This is a genomic window from Streptomyces sp. NPDC002577 (assembly GCF_053594815.1).
Genome location: NZ_JBSFWK010000011.1, coordinates 189515 through 207891 on the forward strand (window position 1 = coordinate 189515; position 18377 = coordinate 207891).

General features: G+C 67.6%; 16 protein-coding genes. 9 read left to right on the plus strand and 7 right to left on the minus strand.

The genetic code is table 11. The features are described from left to right. Positions 1-147 precede the first annotated feature (147 nt). Together ACWD4J_RS17985 and ACWD4J_RS17990 are read left to right on the plus strand one after the other, a co-directional pair. Positions 148-2802, plus strand: coding sequence for a transglycosylase domain-containing protein (locus tag ACWD4J_RS17985; protein WP_451396339.1), 2655 nt, complete (start codon positions 148-150; stop codon positions 2800-2802). Positions 2803-2914: 112 nt separating this feature from the next. Beyond that, entirely contained in the window at positions 2915-4435 is a 1521-nt protein-coding gene (locus tag ACWD4J_RS17990; protein ID WP_451396377.1) for a glycosyltransferase family 87 protein, read from the plus strand. A gap of 110 nt (positions 4436-4545) precedes the next feature. On the opposite strand, the gene ACWD4J_RS17995 is transcribed toward ACWD4J_RS17990, so the two are convergent. The 3 genes from ACWD4J_RS17995 to ACWD4J_RS18005 all read right to left on the minus strand — a co-directional run bounded on the left by ACWD4J_RS17995 (position 4546) and on the right by ACWD4J_RS18005 (position 7445). Continuing rightward, a complete protein-coding gene (locus tag ACWD4J_RS17995; RefSeq protein WP_451396340.1) occupies positions 4546-5577 on the minus strand; it encodes an alanine racemase in 1032 nt (343 codons plus the stop codon). 97 nt (positions 5578-5674) lie between these two features. After that, the gene (femX, locus tag ACWD4J_RS18000; protein WP_451396341.1) at positions 5675-6796 is read right to left on the minus strand and encodes a peptidoglycan bridge formation glycyltransferase FemX; all 1122 of its coding nucleotides are present in this window, start codon (positions 6794-6796) and stop codon (positions 5675-5677) included. Between the two features lie 334 nt (positions 6797-7130). Then, entirely contained in the window at positions 7131-7445 is a 315-nt protein-coding gene (locus tag ACWD4J_RS18005) for a hypothetical protein (protein WP_451396342.1), read from the minus strand. A gap of 306 nt (positions 7446-7751) precedes the next feature. Between ACWD4J_RS18005 and rpsF the strand changes: the two genes are divergently transcribed. The 4 genes from rpsF to rplI all read left to right on the plus strand — a co-directional run bounded on the left by rpsF (position 7752) and on the right by rplI (position 9452). Then, on the plus strand, positions 7752-8042 hold the full coding sequence (rpsF, locus tag ACWD4J_RS18010) for a 30S ribosomal protein S6 (protein WP_004950685.1): 291 nt from the start codon (positions 7752-7754) through the stop codon (positions 8040-8042). Between the two features lie 72 nt (positions 8043-8114). Next, positions 8115-8693, plus strand: a complete 579-nt coding sequence (locus ACWD4J_RS18015) for a single-stranded DNA-binding protein (protein WP_451396343.1) — start codon at positions 8115-8117, stop codon at positions 8691-8693. 57 nt (positions 8694-8750) lie between these two features. Beyond that, entirely contained in the window at positions 8751-8987 is a 237-nt protein-coding gene (rpsR, locus tag ACWD4J_RS18020) for a 30S ribosomal protein S18 (protein ID WP_003949403.1), read from the plus strand. A gap of 18 nt (positions 8988-9005) precedes the next feature. After that, a complete protein-coding gene (rplI, locus tag ACWD4J_RS18025; protein ID WP_451396344.1) occupies positions 9006-9452 on the plus strand; it encodes a 50S ribosomal protein L9 in 447 nt (148 codons plus the stop codon). Between the two features lie 184 nt (positions 9453-9636). Here the strand turns inward: rplI and ACWD4J_RS18030 are convergent, their stop codons facing one another. Beyond that, a complete protein-coding gene (locus tag ACWD4J_RS18030) occupies positions 9637-10974 on the minus strand; it encodes an MATE family efflux transporter (protein WP_451396345.1) in 1338 nt (445 codons plus the stop codon). A 459-nt stretch (positions 10975-11433) separates the two neighbouring features. Between ACWD4J_RS18030 and dnaB the strand changes: the two genes are divergently transcribed. Together dnaB and ACWD4J_RS18040 are read left to right on the plus strand one after the other, a co-directional pair. Beyond that, entirely contained in the window at positions 11434-12912 is a 1479-nt protein-coding gene (dnaB, locus tag ACWD4J_RS18035; protein WP_451396346.1) for a replicative DNA helicase, read from the plus strand. Positions 12913-13000: 88 nt separating this feature from the next. Further along, positions 13001-14389, plus strand: a complete 1389-nt coding sequence (locus ACWD4J_RS18040) for a serine hydrolase domain-containing protein (RefSeq protein WP_451396347.1) — start codon at positions 13001-13003, stop codon at positions 14387-14389. Positions 14390-14502: 113 nt separating this feature from the next. Here the strand turns inward: ACWD4J_RS18040 and ACWD4J_RS18045 are convergent, their stop codons facing one another. Together ACWD4J_RS18045 and ACWD4J_RS18050 are read right to left on the minus strand one after the other, a co-directional pair. Then, positions 14503-14955 carry an N-acetyltransferase family protein gene (locus ACWD4J_RS18045; protein WP_451396348.1) on the minus strand — a complete coding sequence of 151 codons (453 nt, stop codon included), beginning with the start codon at positions 14953-14955 and terminating at the stop codon, positions 14503-14505. A gap of 28 nt (positions 14956-14983) precedes the next feature. Further along, positions 14984-15505: a MarR family winged helix-turn-helix transcriptional regulator gene (locus ACWD4J_RS18050; protein WP_451396349.1), complete on the minus strand. Its 522-nt coding sequence runs from the start codon at positions 15503-15505 to the stop codon at positions 14984-14986. 139 nt (positions 15506-15644) lie between these two features. On the opposite strand from ACWD4J_RS18050, the gene ACWD4J_RS18055 reads away from it, so the two are divergent. Beyond that, positions 15645-16856, plus strand: a complete 1212-nt coding sequence (locus ACWD4J_RS18055; protein WP_451396350.1) for an MFS transporter — start codon at positions 15645-15647, stop codon at positions 16854-16856. A 73-nt stretch (positions 16857-16929) separates the two neighbouring features. Here ACWD4J_RS18055 and ACWD4J_RS18060 read toward each other — a convergent pair whose 3' ends face one another. Continuing rightward, positions 16930-17796, minus strand: coding sequence for a GNAT family N-acetyltransferase (locus ACWD4J_RS18060; RefSeq protein ID WP_451396351.1), 867 nt, complete (start codon positions 17794-17796; stop codon positions 16930-16932). Positions 17797-18377: the final 581 nt, after the last annotated feature.

The window sequence follows — 18377 nt, forward strand, 5'->3', positions numbered from 1 at the left end:
CGGGAACCAAGTGACGTCAGTAGACGTCCTCAGTCCTTGGTGTAGTGCGGGTGAGTGCTGTCATGGCCTCGTCCGTACGTCGGGGGGAACCGGAAACCAGCCGCCGTTTCCAGGCGCGAGGGCGCCTGCCCGAGGAGTAGTCGTTCGATGAGCGAGCACCGTCGCAAACCGCCGCAGCCGCAGGGCGGCGGACGTGCCGCGGCCCGCCGTGGCCAGTCCGGCGCGTCATCCGGCCGCCGCGCAGCGCCACGAGGCGCCACCGGATCTCCCTCCGATGAATACGGACCGGGGGGCAACGGAGGCGAGGAACGCCCGTACGGCGGCCGCGCCGAAGCCCGCCGTGCCGCACAGCGGTCCGCCGGCGGTGGTCGCCGCAGGGCCGCCCCCGACGGGCCAGGCGGCGGCGGAGGCCGGCGAGGCGGCCCCGGCGGCCCGGGCGGGCCTCCAGGGCGCGGCAGGGGCCGCGGCTCCGTACCGGCGAAGAAGCGGTTCATCGACTACCCGCGCTCGGGGAAGTACGGGGCGGGGCGCTGGGTGCCGTCGTGGCGGCTGGTGACCGGGACGTTCATCGCCTTCTTCGGCGGTCTGCTGGTTGCGGCGGGGATCGGGTACGCCATGGTGGGGATCCCCAGCGACGCGCTGGCGGCGGCCAAGGCACAGAACAACGTCTTCTACTGGTCCGACGAGACCCAGATGGCTACAACGGGTGACACGAACCGTCAGATCGTGCCGAGCGCCCAGATCCCGAAAGACATCAAGAACGCGGTGGTCGCCGCCGAGAACGCCACGTTCTACGAGGACAAGGGCGTCGACCCGATGGGAATCGCGCGCGCCGTCGTGAACATGGCCCGCGGCGGTGAGACACAGGGTGGCTCGACCATCACTCAGCAGTACGTGAAGAACACGTACCTGAGCCAGGAGCAGACCCTCGGCCGCAAGGTCAAGGAGCTCTTCATCTCCATCAAGGTGGGCTCCCAGAAGAGCAAGGACGAGATCCTGGCGGGCTACCTGAACACGGCCTACTACGGCCGCAACTCGTACGGGATCCAGGCGGCGGCCCAGGCCTATTTCGGCGTGAATGCCGAGGACCTCAGCACCGAGCAGTGCGTCTTCCTCGCGGCCGTCCTCAAGGGCCCGAACCTGTACAACCCCGACGGGGGTGTCGGGGCAAACGCCACGGCCGAGGCGAACACTCAGCGCGCCAAGGAGCGGTGGAGCTGGATCCTGGACCGCGAGGTCGAGGTGGGGAGGATGAAACAGGCCGATCGGGCCAAGTTCGACATCGACAAGTTCCCCAAGCTCAAGAAGCAGACCTCGTCCCTGTCCGGACAGACCGGTTACCTCGTCGACATCGCCAAGGAGTACGCCGCGAAGAAGCTCGGACTGGAGCCCGAGGAACTGGACCGGCAGGGCGGCTACCGCATCTACACCACATTCGACCACACGAGGGTCAACGAGCTCGAGGCAGCCGTCAAGAAGACACAGAAGAGCTTCCTCAAGCCGAATGAACGCGCCAAGGACAAGAACGTCCAGTTCGGTGCGGCGTCGGTCGATCCGAAGAGTGGTGCGATCGTCGCCCTCTACGGCGGTGCGGGCTTCGACAAGGGCCACTACTCCAACAACGCCAACACGACGGGTGTGCCGGTCGGCTCGACCTGGAAGCCGATCGTGCTGGCGTCCGCGATGAAATACGGGACCTACCAGACCGACGGCGAGCCTCTGTCGCCGATGGCCCGGTACAACGGCAACGACCTCCTCGTGATCAAGGACCAGAACGGTGATCCGATCATGGGGTCCAACGGCAAGCCGTTCCGTCAGAAGAACGAGGGCACCACACAGTGGGGCATGGTGACCCTCAAGAAGGCCATGGAACAGTCGATCAACTCGCCGTTCGCCCAGCTGGGCGTCGACGTGGGCCTTGCCAAGACCCAGAAGGTCGCGGAGTCCATCGGCATCCTGCCGGAGTCCTTCGACAAGGGAAACCTGCGCAACGTGTCCTTCTCGCTGGGTACGTCGACGCCCAGCGCGATCCGTATGGCGGACGCGTATGCCACCTTCGCGGACTCGGGCAAGCACTATGAGCCGTACTCGGTCACCAAGGTGATCAGGGATGGGGATACGCTCGGGGGCTTCGATCCCCCGAAGCAGAAGCAGGCCCTGGAAGCCAACGTCGCCGACAACGTGACAGACGTCCTGCAGAACGTGGTCCAGAACGGCACCGGTAAGAAGGTCGCAGACATAGGGTTCCCGGTGGCCGGCAAGACGGGTACGACCGACAAGAACAAGTCGGCGTGGTTCGTCGGCTACACCAGGGAGCTGTCCACGGCCGTCACCCTGTTCAGGACCGAGCCGGACAAGGGCAAGCTGCTGTCGATGAACGGCACCGGCGGTGTGGCGTCCATCCATGGTGGTGACATCCCGGCCCAGATCTGGAAGGACTACATGGCGGAGGCTCTCAAGAACTCCGATCATGAGGCCTTCCCGGAGGCCGAGAAGATCGGCGAGATCATCGGCGCCAGCCCGTCCCCGACCGCCAGCGCCTCTCCCAGCACGGACCCCAGCGCGACGACGAGCCCCTCGTCGTCGCCCACCGCGAGCCCGTCGAAGACGAACGGCAACGGCAACGGCAACGGCACGTGCAGCCCCTGGGATGTGACGTGCAACGACAGCAGCGGCACCACGAGTGGGACCGACAGCGGCACGACCAGCGGAAGCACCGGCAGTGCCTCACCATCGCCCTCAACGAGTACCGGCAACGGCAACACCAGAGGCAACGGCAACGGAGGCTTCATCGGAGGCTGAGCGGGCTGATGCCCCTTCCTCGCCCTGAGCGCGCGTGTTTCACGTGAAACGAGGGCCGCCGCACCCGATCGGTGTGGCGGCCCTCGCCGCATTCTCAGGCGCGTACGGCAGTATGTGCGGCATGCCCAGTGCAGAGACGACGCGCTCGAGCGTGCACGAGCCGGAACCGGTACGGCCGACCAGGGAGGACGAGGTCGGCGCGGCCGGCAGTGAGCTGATCGGTGGCCCCCTCGGACGATGGGCGTTGACCGGGACCGGCTGGTGGACTCCCGTGCGCGTCATCGCGCTCGTCATGATCGGGATGTTCGCGCTCGGCATGGTGCAGAAACTGCCGTGCTACGACGGCGCCTGGTTCTACGGCGCCAGCTCGCAGTACACGCACGCCTGCTACTCCGACATTCCGCACCTCTACCAGGGACGCGGCTTCGCGGACGGCCTCGTGCCGTACTTCGACAAGCTCTCCGGCGACATGGATTACCTCGAGTACCCCGTGCTGACCGGAGTCTTCATGGAGGTCGCGGCCTGGCTGACCCCGGGCAGCGGAACCATCCAGCGCCAGGAGCAGATCTACTGGATGGTCAACGCCGGGATGCTGATGGTGTGCGCCGCGGTGATCGCCGTGAGCGTCGCCCGCACCCACCGGCGTCGCCCCTGGGACGCTCTCCTCGTCGCTCTTGCGCCCGCTTTCGCCCTGACGGCCACCATCAACTGGGATCTGCTCGCCGTGGCGCTCACGGCCGCCGCGATGCTCATGTGGTCGCGGGGGCGAGCCCTGGCCTTCGGTGTGCTGCTCGGACTGGCCACGGCCGCCAAGCTCTACCCGATTCTGCTGCTCGGTCCGCTGCTCGTCCTGTGCTGGCGCGCCGGCAAGCTGCGTGCGTACGGGACTGCCGTGCTCGGCGCGGCGGGATCCTGGCTCGTCGTGAACCTGCCTGTGATGATCCTGGCCACGGAAGGCTGGTCGAAGTTCTACACGTTCAGCCAGGAGCGCGGCGTCGACTTCGGCTCCTTCTGGCTGATCCTCTCCCAGCAGTCGGCCAGCCCGTTGAGCACCGATTCGGTCAACACGCTCGCCACGGTGCTCATGATGCTCGCCTGCGTGGGCATCGGCGCCCTCACCCTGACCGCGCCACGCCGCCCACGCTTCGCCCAGCTCGCCTTCCTCGTGGTGGCAGCCTTCATCCTCACCAACAAGGTCTACTCACCGCAGTACGTGCTCTGGCTGATCCCGCTTGCCGCCCTGGCTCGCCCGCGCTGGCGGGACTTCCTGATCTGGCAGGCCTGCGAGGTCGTGTACTACCTGGGCATCTGGATGTACCTCGCCTACACGACCAGTGGCGACGCCCACAAGGGACTGCCGACCGACGGCTACCACCTGGCCATCGCCGCCCACCTGCTGGGAACGCTCTATCTGTGCGCCGTCGTCGTCCGCGACATCGTCATGCCCGAGCGCGACGTGGTGCGGCGGTCGGGCGACGACGATCCCTCGGGCGGGGTGCTGGACGGGGCCGAGGACGTCTTCGTGCTCGGCTATGCGGCTCATCCGCCACGGCATGCCGCGCACTCCGAGGGACACAGCGTCCAGTGGGGCAGGGAAGCCGACGGGATCCCGCCGGCTGACATCCACGAGTGAGCCGCTTCGGAAGAACACATAGCTGAGCCGGAGGGGCTGCCGCAGAAGCGCAGACGCGCCGTGCGGCAGCCCCTCCGGCTCAGTGAGACCCGGGCGAACCCCTGCCGGCTCTACCTGTCGACGAGCCGGTCGAACTGCGTCGTCGTATGCCGCAGATGAGCCACCAGCTCCTCGCCCACCTTGGGTTCCGGCGCATCCGCCGGTACGAACAGGATCGACACCTGCATGTGCGGCGGCTCCGCGAACCAGCGCTGCTTGCCCGCCCAGACGAAGGGCGACAGGTTGCGGTTGACGGTGGCGAGGCCCGCGCGGGCGACGCCCTTGGCCCGCGGCATGACACCGTGCAGCGCCTTCGGGGCCTCGAGGCCCACACCGTGCGACGTACCGCCTGCCACCACGACCAGGTAACCGTCGGAGGCGGCCTTCTGCTGCCGGTAGCCGAAACGGTCGCCCTTGGCGACGCGCGTGACGTCGAGGACGGCGCCGCGGTACTCGGTCGCGTCGTGGTCGCCCAGCCACAACCTGGTACCGATCCGCGCGCGGAACCGGGTCTGCGGGAACTGCTGTTGCAGCCGCGCGAGTTCGTCGGCCTTGAGGTGGCTGACGAACATCGTGTGCAGCGGCAGCCGGGCCGCGCGCAGGCGGTCCATCCACCCGATGACCTCCTCGACGGCGTCCGAGCCGTCGGTGCGGTCCAGCGGGAGATGGAGCGCGAACCCCTCGAGGCGTACGTCCTCTATGGCCGCGTGCAGCTGGGGCAGATCCTGCTCGCTCACGCCGTGCCGCTTCATCGAGGACATGACCTCTATGACGACGCGGGCGCCGACCAGGCCGTGCACCCCGTCGATCGAGGAGACCGAGCGGATGACACGGTCGGGCAGCGGCACGGGCTCCTCGCCCCGGCGGAACGGCGTCAGCACCAGCAGATCACCGCTGAACCAGTCCTTGATCCTGGCGGCTTCGTACGTGGTGCCGACGGCGAGCATTTCGGAGCCGAGACGTGTGGCCTCGTCGGCCAGCCGCTCATGACCGAAGCCGTAGCCGTTGCCCTTGCAGACGGGGACCAGCCCCGGAAACTGGTCGAGCACGTGCTTGTGGTGTGCCCGCCAGCGCGCGGTGTCGACGTAGAGCGTGAGCGCCATGGCCGGTCCCCGAACCTTTCTCGTGATGTGCGGTGTATCAGGGTATGAGCTGTGGTGAGTCAGGAGAACGAGGGGGAAACGAGGAAAACGGGACAGGTCAGCGGCGCGACATGTAGATGTCGAGCGCCTTGTGGAGCAGCTTGTTGAGCGGGAAGTCCCATTCGCCGAGGTATTCGGCGGCCTGGCCGCCCGTGCCCACCTTGAACTGGATCAGACCGAAGAGGTGGTCGGACTCGTCCAGCGAGTCGCTGATGCCGCGCAGGTCGTAGACGGTGGCGCCCAGGGCGTAGGCATCGCGCAGCATCCGCCACTGCATCGCGTTCGAGGGCCGGAACTCACGGCCGATGTTGTCCGAGGCGCCGTACGAGTACCAGACGTGGCCGCCGACGACCAGCATCGTCGCCGCGGAGAGGTTCACGCCGTCGTGCCGGGCGAAGTACAACCGCATGCGGTTGGGGTCCTCGTTGTTGAGAGCCGTCCACATGCGCTGGAAGTACGACAGCGGACGCGGCCGGAAGTGGTCGCGCACGGCCGTGATCTCGTACAGGCGCTGCCACTCGGCGAGATCCTGGTAGCCACCCTGGACCACCTCGACGCCGGCCTTCTCGGCCTTCTTGATGTTGCGCCGCCACAGCTGGTTGAAGCCCTTGTGGACGTCCTCGAGTGAACGGCCCGCCAGCGGCACCTGGAAGACATAGCGGGGCTGCACGTCGCCGAAGCCCGCGCCGCCGTCCTCGCCCTGCTGCCAGCCCATACGGCGCAGCCGGTCCGCGACCTCGAAGGCGCGCGGCTCGATGAAGTCCGCCTCGATGTCGCGCAGGCGTTTCACGTCCGGGTTCTGGATGCCCTGCTTGATCGACGCCGCCTCCCAGCGGCGGATGATCACCGGCGGGCCCATCTTCACGGAGAACGCGCCCTGCTGCTTCAGGTGCGCCAGCATCGGCTGCAGCCAGTCGTCGAGGTTCGGCGCGAACCAGTTGATGACGGGGCCTTCGGGCAGGTACGCCAGATAGCGCTTGATCTTGGGCAGCTGCCGGTACAGGACCAGGCCGGCGCCCACGAGCTCACCCGTACGCTCGTCGAACCAGCCCAGGTTCTCGGACCGCCACTCCGCCTTGACATCGGCCCACGCCGGGACCTGCATGTGGCTCGCCGCGGGCAGGCTCTGGATGTACGCCAGATGCTGCTCTCGGCTGATGGTCCTCAGGGTCAGGCTCATTCGGGGCGCTCCTCGGGCTGGTGTGTCCCCATGGGTTCAGGGGCTCCGGCTCTCGCGCCGAAGCCTACTGCGCCGTTCGAGCGCCCTGTCTGGGCATACGGGACTTGGCCCCGGTCGGCACTCGACCGGGGCGTGTCAGACCCTCAGTCGGCTCTCAGCCGCGAACCCGGTCGGGCTCGGCCGCAAACCGCTCGTGATCAGTAGAGAAAACGATCGGTCTCAGTCCGGCACCGATCGAGATCAGCTGCTGATTGGGTTCAGTTGTGACCGGCACGCAGCCGAGACCGACCAGCCGCAGCGGAGACCGGCCCGCCTCAGCCGAGACCGACCTGCCTCAGCCGAGAACTCCGCCGAACAGGCCGCCGTGCGCCATGCCCAGGAAGAATCCGATCGCCGAGGCACCCAGGCCCAGGACGAGACCGAAGCGCTCGCGCGTCGTCTCCGAGATGAACTGGCCGTAGGCGCCCGTGAGGATCCCCACCAGACCGGCCCAGGAGCTGATCAGATGGAGGCCGTGGAACATCGCCGTGATGAAGGCGATGGCACCGAGGACCAGCGTCACGGCCGCCAGGACGTCCTGGCGAGGGTGGGGCTTGCCGTCCGTGGCGAAGAGAGAGGTCGCGGAGTTGGGTCGTACTGCCTGTGCCATAGGGGCACCTCCTGCGGAAGGCGGCGCATCGTAGCGCCATACACACCCGATGTGTACAGGTTGCCGGGCTCCGCCGCCGGATTTCAACCGGAAGCCGGTGTGCGGGTAGTCTGTACCCTCTGCACCGGTGTCTGCTCAGCCCTGCCCAGATCACCTCGATCACGGCCGGGAACCCCACCAGCGGTGCCTGCGCGGCAGCGATGCCGCCGGGCGTTGTCAGTGGCAGCCGATACCGTTGCGTACGCATCACAACCCTCCTGCCACGGAACGACCGTGGCCGCTGAGTCCAAAGGAGGTGGGTTCCACATGCGTCACTACGAGGTGATGGTCATCCTCGACCCCGATCTCGAGGAGCGCGCTGTCTCCCCGCTGATCGAGAACTTCCTCTCCGTCGTCCGTGAGGGCAACGGAAAGGTCGAGAAGGTCGACACCTGGGGCCGTCGTCGTCTCGCGTACGAGATCAAGAAGAAGCCCGAGGGCATCTACTCGGTCATCGACCTGCAGGCCGAGCCTGCGGTCGTCAAGGAGCTCGACCGCCAGATGAACCTGAACGAGTCGGTCCTCCGGACCAAGGTCCTCCGTCCCGAGACCCACTGAGCTTCCTAGCTCAGCGGTAACCGGGATTCGAGTAGCAACAAGCAGCCAGCAAACCCGCCGAGAGGTTCACCCATGGCAGGCGAGACCGTCATCACGGTCATCGGCAATCTCGTCGATGACCCCGAGCTGCGCTTCACCCCGTCCGGTGCGGCCGTCGCGAAGTTCCGTGTCGCGTCCACTCCCCGCACCTTCGACCGCCAGACGAACGAGTGGAAGGACGGCGAGAGCCTCTTCCTCACCTGCTCGGTCTGGCGTCAGGCGGCGGAGAACGTCGCCGAGTCGCTCCAGCGAGGCATGCGCGTCATCGTGCAGGGTCGGCTGAAGCAGCGGTCCTACGAGGACCGTGAGGGCGTCAAGCGCACGGTCTACGAGCTCGACGTCGACGAGGTCGGCGCGAGCCTGCGCAGCGCCACGGCCAAGGTCACCAAGGCCTCCGGCCGCGGTGGCCAGGGCGGCCAGGGTGGCTATGGCGGTGGCGGTCAGCAGGGCGGCGGCTGGGGCGGTGGCCCCGGCGGCGGCGGTCAGCAGGGCGGCGGCGCTCCCGCCGACGACCCCTGGGCGACCGGCGCGCCGGCCGGCGGCGGTCAGCAGGGCGGCGGTGGCTGGGGCGGAGGCTCCGGCGGCGGCTACTCGGACGAGCCCCCCTTCTAGGCCCTCGGGCCAAGGGTGGGCCGCACCCAAACTTCTTGATCACACAGGAGAAACACCATGGCGAAGCCGCCTGTGCGCAAGCCGAAGAAGAAGGTCTGCGCTTTCTGCAAGGACAAGGTCACGTACGTGGACTACAAGGACACGAACATGCTGCGGAAGTTCATTTCCGACCGCGGCAAGATCCGTGCCCGCCGCGTGACCGGCAACTGCACGCAGCACCAGCGTGACGTCGCCACGGCCGTGAAGAACAGCCGTGAGATGGCGCTGCTGCCCTACACCTCCACCGCGCGATAAGGGAAGGGTGACCGACACATGAAGATCATCCTCACCCACGAGGTCTCCGGCCTCGGCGCCGCGGGCGACGTCGTCGACGTCAAGGACGGTTACGCTCGCAACTACCTGATCCCGCGGAACTTCGCGATCCGCTGGACCAAGGGCGGCGAGAAGGACGTCGAGCAGATCCGTCGTGCTCGCAAGATCCACGAGATCGCGACCATCGAGCAGGCCAACGAGATCAAGGCCCGGCTCGAGGGCGTGAAGGTCCGCCTGGCCGTCCGCTCCGGCGACGCCGGTCGTCTCTTCGGCTCCGTCACCCCGGCCGACGTCGCCTCGGCGATCAAGGCTGCCGGTGGCCCCGAGGTCGACAAGCGCCGCATCGAGCTGGGCGCGCCGATCAAGACCCTGGGCGCCCACGCGACGTCCGTGCGTCTGCACCCCGAGGTTGCCGCCAAGGTCAACATCGAGGTTGTCGCTGCCTAAGCGCTGCGCTCGGTAGAGCTGAGAGAAGGGCCGCACCCACGAGGGTGCGGCCCTTCTCATTGCGTCACGTTCTGATGTGGGGCGCGCAACATGCGGCGGCTGCATGCCGTTTCACATGTTTCACGTGAAACGTCGTGCTCGGGATGGGGCGCGTCGCGCGGAGCGCCCTGTCGGCGGCGCGGTATCACCGCGTGGCCCCTGTGACGATCCACCGCCCCGAGCGGGAGCGCAGCCACAGGGTCAGCATCCGCACGGTCATCATCAGCGTCATGGCGCCCCACAGCGCGGTGAGTCCCCCTCCGAAGACGGGTACGAGCAGGGCCACCGGTGTGAAGGCCGCCAGGGTGACCAGCATGGCCCACGCCAGATACGGCCCGTCCCCTGCGCCCATCAGTACTCCGTCGAGGACGAAGACGATGCCCGAGATCGGCTGGGACACGGCCACCACGACAAGGGCGGGCAGCGCCGCAGTCTGGACGACCGAGTCACCGGTGAAGAGCGGGATGAGCAGTGGCCTGGAAACGATCACCAGCAGTCCGAGCACGATCCCGGCGGCGATGCCCCACTGCACCATCCTGCGGCAGGCCTCGCGTGCTCCCTGGGCGTCACCGGCGCCGAGGTAGCGTCCGATGATGGCCTGACCCGCGATGGCGATCGCGTCGAGCGCGAAGGCCAGCAGACTCCACAAGGACAGAATGATCTGGTGGGCGGCCACGTCCGCATCGCCGAGGCGGGCAGCCACCGCGGTGGCGATCATGAGAATGGCCCGCAGCGAGAGCGTGCGGACCAGCAGCGGAGCGCCCGCCTGGGCGCAGGCCCGGATACCGGCGGCATCCGGTCTCAGTGACGCGCCGTGCCGTCTGGCGCCACGGACGACGACGAAGAGATACGCGGCGGCCATGCCGCACTGGGCGATGACGGTGCCCCATGCGGAGCCGGCGATGCCGAGCCCGGCGCCGTAGACGAGGCCCGCGTTGAGGCCTGCGTTGGCGACGAAACCCGCAACGGCCACATAAAGAGGAGTCCTCGTGTCCTGCAGACCGCGCAGCACGCCGGTGGCCGCGAGCACCACGAGCATGGCCGGGATGCCAAGCGCGGAGATCCGCAGATAGGTGGTTGCGTGGGGAGCGGCGGTGTCGGAGGCGCCGAAGATCTCCACGAGGGCCGGGGCCGTGGGCAGGACGACGGCGATGACAGCGGCGCCGAGCAGCAGGGCCAGCCAGATGCCGTCCATGCCCTGGCGGATGGCTGCCTGCAGATCTCCGGCGCCGACCCTGCGCGCGACGGCGGCTGTGGTGGCGTAGGCGAGGAAGACGAATACGCTCACCGCCGTCATCAGCAGGGCTGAGGCGACGCCGAGACCGGCCAGCTGGGCGGTGCCGAGATGACCGACGATCGCACTGTCGGCCAGCACGAAGAGGGGCTCGGCGACGAGTGCACCGAAGGCCGGGACGGCCAGCGCGATGATCTCTCGGTCGTGCCGGCGTCGAGCGACCCTGGTCGCCGCGGAAGCCTGTGTCATGGGCACCAATCTAATCGTCCACAGGTAAGTGACGCAAAGGTATTGTGTCCCTTACCTAGGGGTCGGCTTGACGCTCGGTCATGTGCCGGTCGCAGAGATCTTGGGCCGATGGGGGAAGTTTTTCTTCTGCACAGCCGGTGGACGGGAAAAGTGCAGGTCAAGAGCGTTCTTCTGGCGAGGCTGAGGGCTTGTTCACAGGGCTGTCCACCGGGTCGTGCACAGGTTTGGCGAGGTTCTCCACAGCATCGGAGCCCTCGTCCACAGGGCCTGTGGATAACCAGATTGGCTGACGGTGCCGAGGGGCCTACCGTGGTGCGGCGCCCAACCCGTTCCACGGCCTCGTGAACCTCGCGGACACCGACCCGTCAGAAGCGGATCAGGGCCTCTCGTTTTGTCAGTGCCGTGCCGTAGAAAAAGAGGCGCGGCATGTCCGCGTGGAGCACGGCAGGAGGTGGCCCGGTGAGTATTTCCGAGCCCTTGGACGAGCCCTGGGCCGACAGCGGGCCAGGGGACCGTCTGCCTGTCTCCCGTCCGCGCCGCGAAGGCGGCCGCAGTCGCGACGAGCAGCATGACCGCGGCCGTGAGGGCGGTTCCTGGGACGGCGGCGGTTCCTCGTTCGAGCGCGTTCCGCCGCAGGATCTCGATGCCGAGCAGTCGGTCCTCGGCGGCATGCTGCTGTCGAAGGACGCCATCGCCGATGTCATCGAGGTGCTCAAGGGCCACGACTTCTACCGTCCTGCCCACGAGACGATCTATCAGGCGATCCTCGACCTGTATGCGAAGGGCGAGCCCGCCGACCCCATCACGGTGGCTGCGGAACTCACCAAGCGCGGCGAGATCACCAAGGTCGGCGGCGCTCCCTATCTGCACACCCTCGTCCAGACTGTCCCGACCGCTGCTAACGCCGAGTACTACGCGGAGATCGTGCACGAGCGCGCGGTCCTGCGCCGCCTCGTGGAGGCGGGCACGCGCATCACCCAGATGGGATACGCGGCCGACGGCGACGTCGACGAGATCGTCAACAGCGCCCAGGCCGAGATCTACGCGGTCACCGAGCAGCGCACGAGCGAGGACTACCTCCCGCTCGGCGACATCATGGAAGGCGCCCTCGACGAGATCGAGGCGATCGGTTCGCGCAGCGGCGAGATGACCGGTGTGCCGACGGGATTCACCGACTTCGACTCCCTGACGAACGGCCTGCACCCGGGCCAGATGATCGTCATCGCCGCCCGGCCCGCCATGGGAAAGTCGACCCTCGCTCTGGACTTCGCGCGCGCCGCCTCGATCAAGCACAATCTGCCCAGCGTGATCTTCTCCCTGGAAATGGGACGGAACGAGATCGCGATGCGTCTGCTGTCCGCGGAGGCTCGGGTGGCGCTGCACCACATGCGGTCGGGCACGATGACGGACGAGGACTGGACCCGGCTGGCGCGCCGGATGCCGGATGTGTCGGCCGCGCCGCTCTACATCGACGACTCGCCGAACCTGTCGATGATGGAGATCCGCGCCAAGTGCCGCCGTCTCAAGCAGCGCAATGACCTGAAGCTCGTCGTCATCGACTATCTCCAGCTGATGCAGTCCGGGGGCTCGAAGCGAGCCGAGAGCCGTCAGCAGGAGGTCTCGGACATGTCCCGAAACCTCAAGCTGCTGGCCAAGGAGCTCGAGATCCCGGTCATCGCGCTCTCCCAGCTGAACCGTGGTCCCGAACAGCGCACCGACAAGAAGCCGATGGTCTCGGACCTGCGTGAGTCCGGCTCCATCGAGCAGGACGCCGACATGGTCATCCTGCTCCACCGCGAGGACGCCTACGAGAAGGAGTCGCCCCGCGCGGGCGAGGCCGACCTGATCGTGGCGAAGCACCGTAACGGCCCGACAGCGACGATCACGGTGGCTTTCCAGGGCCACTACTCGCGGTTTGTGGACATGGCGCAGACCTGATCCGTTCCGCTCCTCCAGCGACGCGCCCGCGGAGGCTCCTCGCGAAATCGCTCGACGTGTCGTGGGTGGCCCGGGTGGACTGGGGATCATGACAACACCCCATGGAGAACTTCTGCCGGCCACGCGTCGCGCCCTGCTGCACCGCATTGCCACTGCTCAGGCTGAGGGGAGGACGCCCTCGCTGGTGGCAGCGGTCGTCCGGGGCGACGGGATGGTGTGGAGCGGGGCCCGCTCCTGTGTGGACGGTCACGCCCCGGACGACACCGTCCAGTACCGCATCGGTTCGATCACCAAGACGTTCACCGCCGTGCTGGTCATGCGGTTGCGTGACGAGGGCGTGCTCGATCTCGGTGACCCCCTGGAGAAGCATCTGCCGGGCACGGGCGCAGGGCATGTCACGGTCCGCGAACTGCTCGCGCACACGGGCGGGTTGGCCGCCGAGACCCCAGGCCCCTGGTGGGAGCGCACCCCTGGCTCCCTGAGGCCCGAGCTCTCGGACGTACTCGGCGAGCAGCCCTTCAGGCACCCGTCCGGCCGTCGCCACCACTACTCCAACCCCGGCTATACGCTGCTCGGTTCGCTGGTGGAGGAGGTGCGGGGAGCGCCGTGGGAGGAGGTGCTGCGCCGGGAGGTCCTCGAGCCGCTCGGACTCCACCGGACGAGCGGTCAGCCGACGGCCCCGCACGCGGGCGGCTGGGCGGTGCACCCATGGGCCGACGTGATGATGCCCGAACCTGCCGAGGACCTGGGGCGCATGGCGCCGGCCGGGCAGCTCTGGTCGACCACCGGGGACCTGGCGCGCTTCGCGGTCTTTCTGACCAAGGGCGATGAGCGGGTGCTGTGCGCGGACTCCGTTCTGGAGATGCGTACGCCCACGGCTCCCTCCGAGGCCGCCGAAGTCGCGGAGGGCCGTGCCTACGGCCTCGGCATGCAGATCCAGCACCGGGACGGACGGACGCTGGTGGGGCACTCCGGCTCCCTGCCCGGCTTCCTTGCCGGTCTCGCCATCAGCGTGGACGACGACCTGGCGGCGGTCGTACTCGCCAACTCCACATCGGGGCCGCTCGTCACGACGGTCGCCGGTGATCTCGTACGGATCGTGGCCGAGGCCGAGCCGCGCATTCCGGAGTCGTGGCGCCCGCTGCCTGAAGTCGACGCTGCCCTCCTGGAGTTGGCCGGCCCCTGGTACTGGGGAACGCAGGCCGCAGTGTTGCGACTGACAACCGGCGGGGACCTTGAGTTCGGTCCCTTGTCGGGGGCGGGCCGCCGTTCCCGGTTCCGGGCGAACGGGGACGGCACCTGGACAGGTCTGGAGGGTTATTACGCGGGGGAGCTCCTGCAGGCCGTGCGGTGGCCGGACGGATCGGTGAGCCACCTGGACCTCGGGTCGTTCGTCTTTACGCGCGAGCCGTACGAGGAGGGCGCTTCAGTGCCCGGCGGAGTGGACCCGGAGGGCTGGCGAGGGCTGCCGCGGTAATCGATGCACCGGTGAGGGCCTCCGTGGGGAGAGACCGCGGAAAGCTGCCCGTTTCACGTGAAACAGACAGCTTCCCGCGTCCGATTCTTCCTGCGCCCGAGCCGCACTTGCTCTCAGAGTTGGAGTTTGAAGCCGACGTGTGAGGCGGTGAAGCCGAGCCGCTCGTAGAAGCGGTGGGCGTCCGTGCGGGTGGCGTCCGAGGTCAGTTGCACCAACTGGCAGCCCTGGCGCCTGGATTCCTCGACCGCCCACTCGATGAAGCGGCTACCGAGACCGCTTCCGCGTTCGTCGGCATGGATCCGTACGCCTTCGATGATCGAGCGGGTGGAGCCCCTCCGGGACAGTCCCGGGATGATCGTGAGCTGAAGCGTTCCGACCACCCGCCCATGACGCACGGCGACGACCAGGTGCTGGTTCGGGTCGCCGGCCAGCCGGGCGAACGCGGTCGCGTAGGGCTGGAGATCATCCGGCGACTCCCGCTGAGCGCCCAGAGGGTCGTCGGCCAACATGCCCACGATGGCTGGGATGTCCTCGGCGGTCGCGGTCCTTATCTCAAGATCTGCCATGAACGGCAGCGTAGAAGTATCCCTGTCTCTATGCGGACGCGGTCACTTGCCGGGCTGGTGCATCCGATGATGCGTCTCGCCCATGTGAGAGTTCGCCGGACATGCCCGCCGACTCCATGGCCTTGACCAGCGGGGTGAGTTCCGGGTTCTTTGCCGCTTGGTCGAGAGCCTCACGGAGTGCGGCGTCGTTGGTGGGACGGGCTTCGGTCAGGAGCCGGGCTCCGGCGTCGCTGACGTCCGTGTAGATGCCGCGTCGGTCCGTGGGGCACAGGTAGCGCTTGAGCAGGCCGCGGTCCTCGAGCCGGGTGACCAGGCGCGTGGTGGCGCTCTGGCTGAGTACGACGGCATCGGCGACCTGCTTCATCTGCAGATGGCCGCCCTCGCCGTCGTGCTGACGGCTGAGGGTGTTGAGCAGTGAGTACTCCCTGACGCTGAGGCCGTGCTCGGTCTGAAGGGCGCGTTCGATGTGCGCCTCGATCTTTCCGTGGAGCAGCGAGAGGGCGCACCAGCCCTGCGAGAGAGCGGTGAGTGCGGGATCGGTAGCGGTCATGGCTCTTGGTCCTCCGTCGCGGAGCGGCTGAGACCAGGATATGGCACGGATGCAATAGTCCGCGCTTGCAGATAGCCAGCGCCTGCAATTATTGTGGGCGCACGTTAAGCGCATCTGCAATCTTCTGGAAGGTGTATCCATGCCTCTCGCGCTTGTGGCCCTTGCCATCGGGGCCTTCGGCATCGGAACCACGGAATTCGTGATCATGGGGTTGCTCCCCGAGGTTGCGGATGACTTCGGCGTGTCCATCCCCACCGCCGGCTTTCTCGTGACCGGCTATGCACTAGGCGTCATGTTCGGAGCTCCGCTCATGACGGTGCTCGGCACCAAGATCACCCGCAAGCGCATGTTGATGCTGCTCATGGGCCTCTTCATCGCCGGGAACCTGTTGTCCGCGCTGGCTCCCGCTTTCGGTGTGATGCTCGCGGGCCGGGTGGTTGCTTCCCTGGCCCACGGAGCCTTCTTCGGCATCGGCTCCGTGGTCGCCGCGGACCTGGTGGCCCCGGCGAAGAAGGCCGGCGCCATCGCCATGGTGTTCACCGGTCTTACCGTCGCCAACGTCGTCGGCGTCCCCCTCGGCACCCTCATAGGCCAGAGCCTCGGGTGGCGGATCACCTTCGTACTCGTCGCCGCCCTTGGCGTCATCGGTCTGGCGGGCGTCGCCAAGCTCGTTCCGAACGTGCCGAAGCCGGAAGGCGTCCACCTGCGCCACGAACTTGCCGCCTTCCGCAACGTCCAGGTGCTCCTCGCCATGGCGATGACCGTCCTCGGCTTCGGTGGTGTCTTCGCCGCGATCACCTACATCGCGCCGATGATGACCCGTGTCGCCGGCTTCGCCGACGGCTCCGTCACCTGGTTGCTGGTCCTGTTCGGCCTCGGCATGGTCGTCGGCAACCTCGTGGGCGGCAAGTACGCCGACCGCGCGCTGATGCCCATGCTGTACGCAGCCCTGGGGGCGCTCGCGGTGGTCCTCGCCCTGTTCACCGTCACGGCCCACACCAAGGTCCTTGCGGCCGTCACCATCGCACTGGTCGGCGCTCTGGGCTTCGCCACCGTGCCCCCGCTGCAGAAGCGGGTTCTGGACCAGGCGCACGGGGCGCCCACCCTGGCCTCGGCGGTGAACATCGGTGCCTTCAACCTCGGCAATGCGCTGGCTGCTTGGCTCGGCGGTCTCGTCATCGATGCCGGCCTCGGCTACACCGCACCCAACTGGGTGGGCGCGCTACTGGCGTTCGCAGCGCTCATCCTGGCCGTCCTGTCCGCGACGCTGGAGCGCCGTACCGACCAGCCCAGCCGCGTTGTCGCGGGTGTCGTGACGCCTGCCGAGCACACCAGCCCCGTACACCGCTGATCAGGGGCTGCACAGCTCCTGTCACAGACACAGTGAGGCCCGGTCCCAGGGGGACCGGGCCTCACTGCCTGTGTCATCCAGCGGCCACCGTCAGGGGCGCGAAGCGCCGCGTCCAGTCGCCGGGCAGATCAGGAATGCCATACGTCATCACGGAGTTGGGCCCCTGAGACTCCACTCCTCGCTCCTTGATCCACGCGAGCAGCTCTTCATGGCGTACGTCGATGTCTGTGCGCAGGAGGCGGTCCGTGCCGGCGGCGAGCGAGGTCACGAGCGCCTTGGCTGTCTCCGTGTCGCGGGCGATCAGCGGGCCGACCACATGGGTCGCCATGTTGGGCCAGACGGCCGCGTAGCCGACGATCTCGCCGTCCTGCTCCGCAACCCTCAGCTGGTCGGCGAATGCGGGCAGCCGCGTGATCACGTGGGTGCGGTCGGTGCCGAACACCTCGCCGTCGAGCCGAAGAATGCCGGGCAGATCCTCGGCGACGGCGGGCCGGGTGGCGACAGTGGGTGGGGGACCGCCGGGTTGGAAGCGGCCCTGAACCATCTGTGCCTGTCCCAGAGACTTGAATCCCAGCTCCTCGTAGAGAGGCCGGCCGGCAGATGTCGCGTGCAGCGTGAGCGGGGTTGCGCCGGCTCGGGCGATGACATGCTGCATCAGCCGGCGGCCGACGCCTTTACGGGAGTGCCGCTCCGCGACCAGCACCATGCCGACCGCCGCCAGATCTGGGCGGGCACGCGGACCGTATTCGGTCACGACACAGGCGCTGACAAGGCCGCCCTCAGGATCGTCGATGCCATAGCCGGTACCGGCCGTCAGGAGAAGCCGCCACTTGTGTTCTTCGCGTGGCCAGCCTCGGTCCTGGGACAGATCGGCGCAGGACTTGAGATCTCGCGGGGTGAGCTGACGAATCGGCAGGGTGCTGAGGGAGGGCGTCGACACGCAGGTCAGGCTTGCCGATGCGGGCAGTGATGTCCACCGGTTTGCGGGTCGCTGCGTGCACCTTCGGCCACGTCAGGTGGACTATCTGGCGGTCTGCTCGGTTTCACGTGAAACGTGGTGTCGGGCGAGGGGCGATGGGCGACGGTCTGACAGCGGGGGGACAGGGCGCGTACGAGCCTCGTAATCCCTGACGTGACCTGCGTATTCGTGTGGCTGTCGCCAATTGGCTGCATTTCGCTGTGAGTCCTCTGAATTCCTTGTGAAGGAACGAGGGACTTGTGTGTAGGGCGTCTGCCGGTATGGTCGAGTCCGGTTCGGCCCTCGTGCGCCTAGGTAACCAGCGAGGTCGAGCGCGAGCCACCGCAGCCTAATGGGACGGAGAGATCGAAGACTCGTACTTTCCGTTACATGGCGGGCCTTGTGGCGCATTGTGGGATGCTGCCGTCACAAGGCTGCGGCCAATGTCACAATCTCGCCCTACTTGTCCTTGGAGGGTGGGGCCCAAGGTTCAATGTGGACCGCATTGCATCCGGGCGGTGCAGAGAAAAGAGCAAGTGCAGCGGGGGAATCAAGCAACTTCC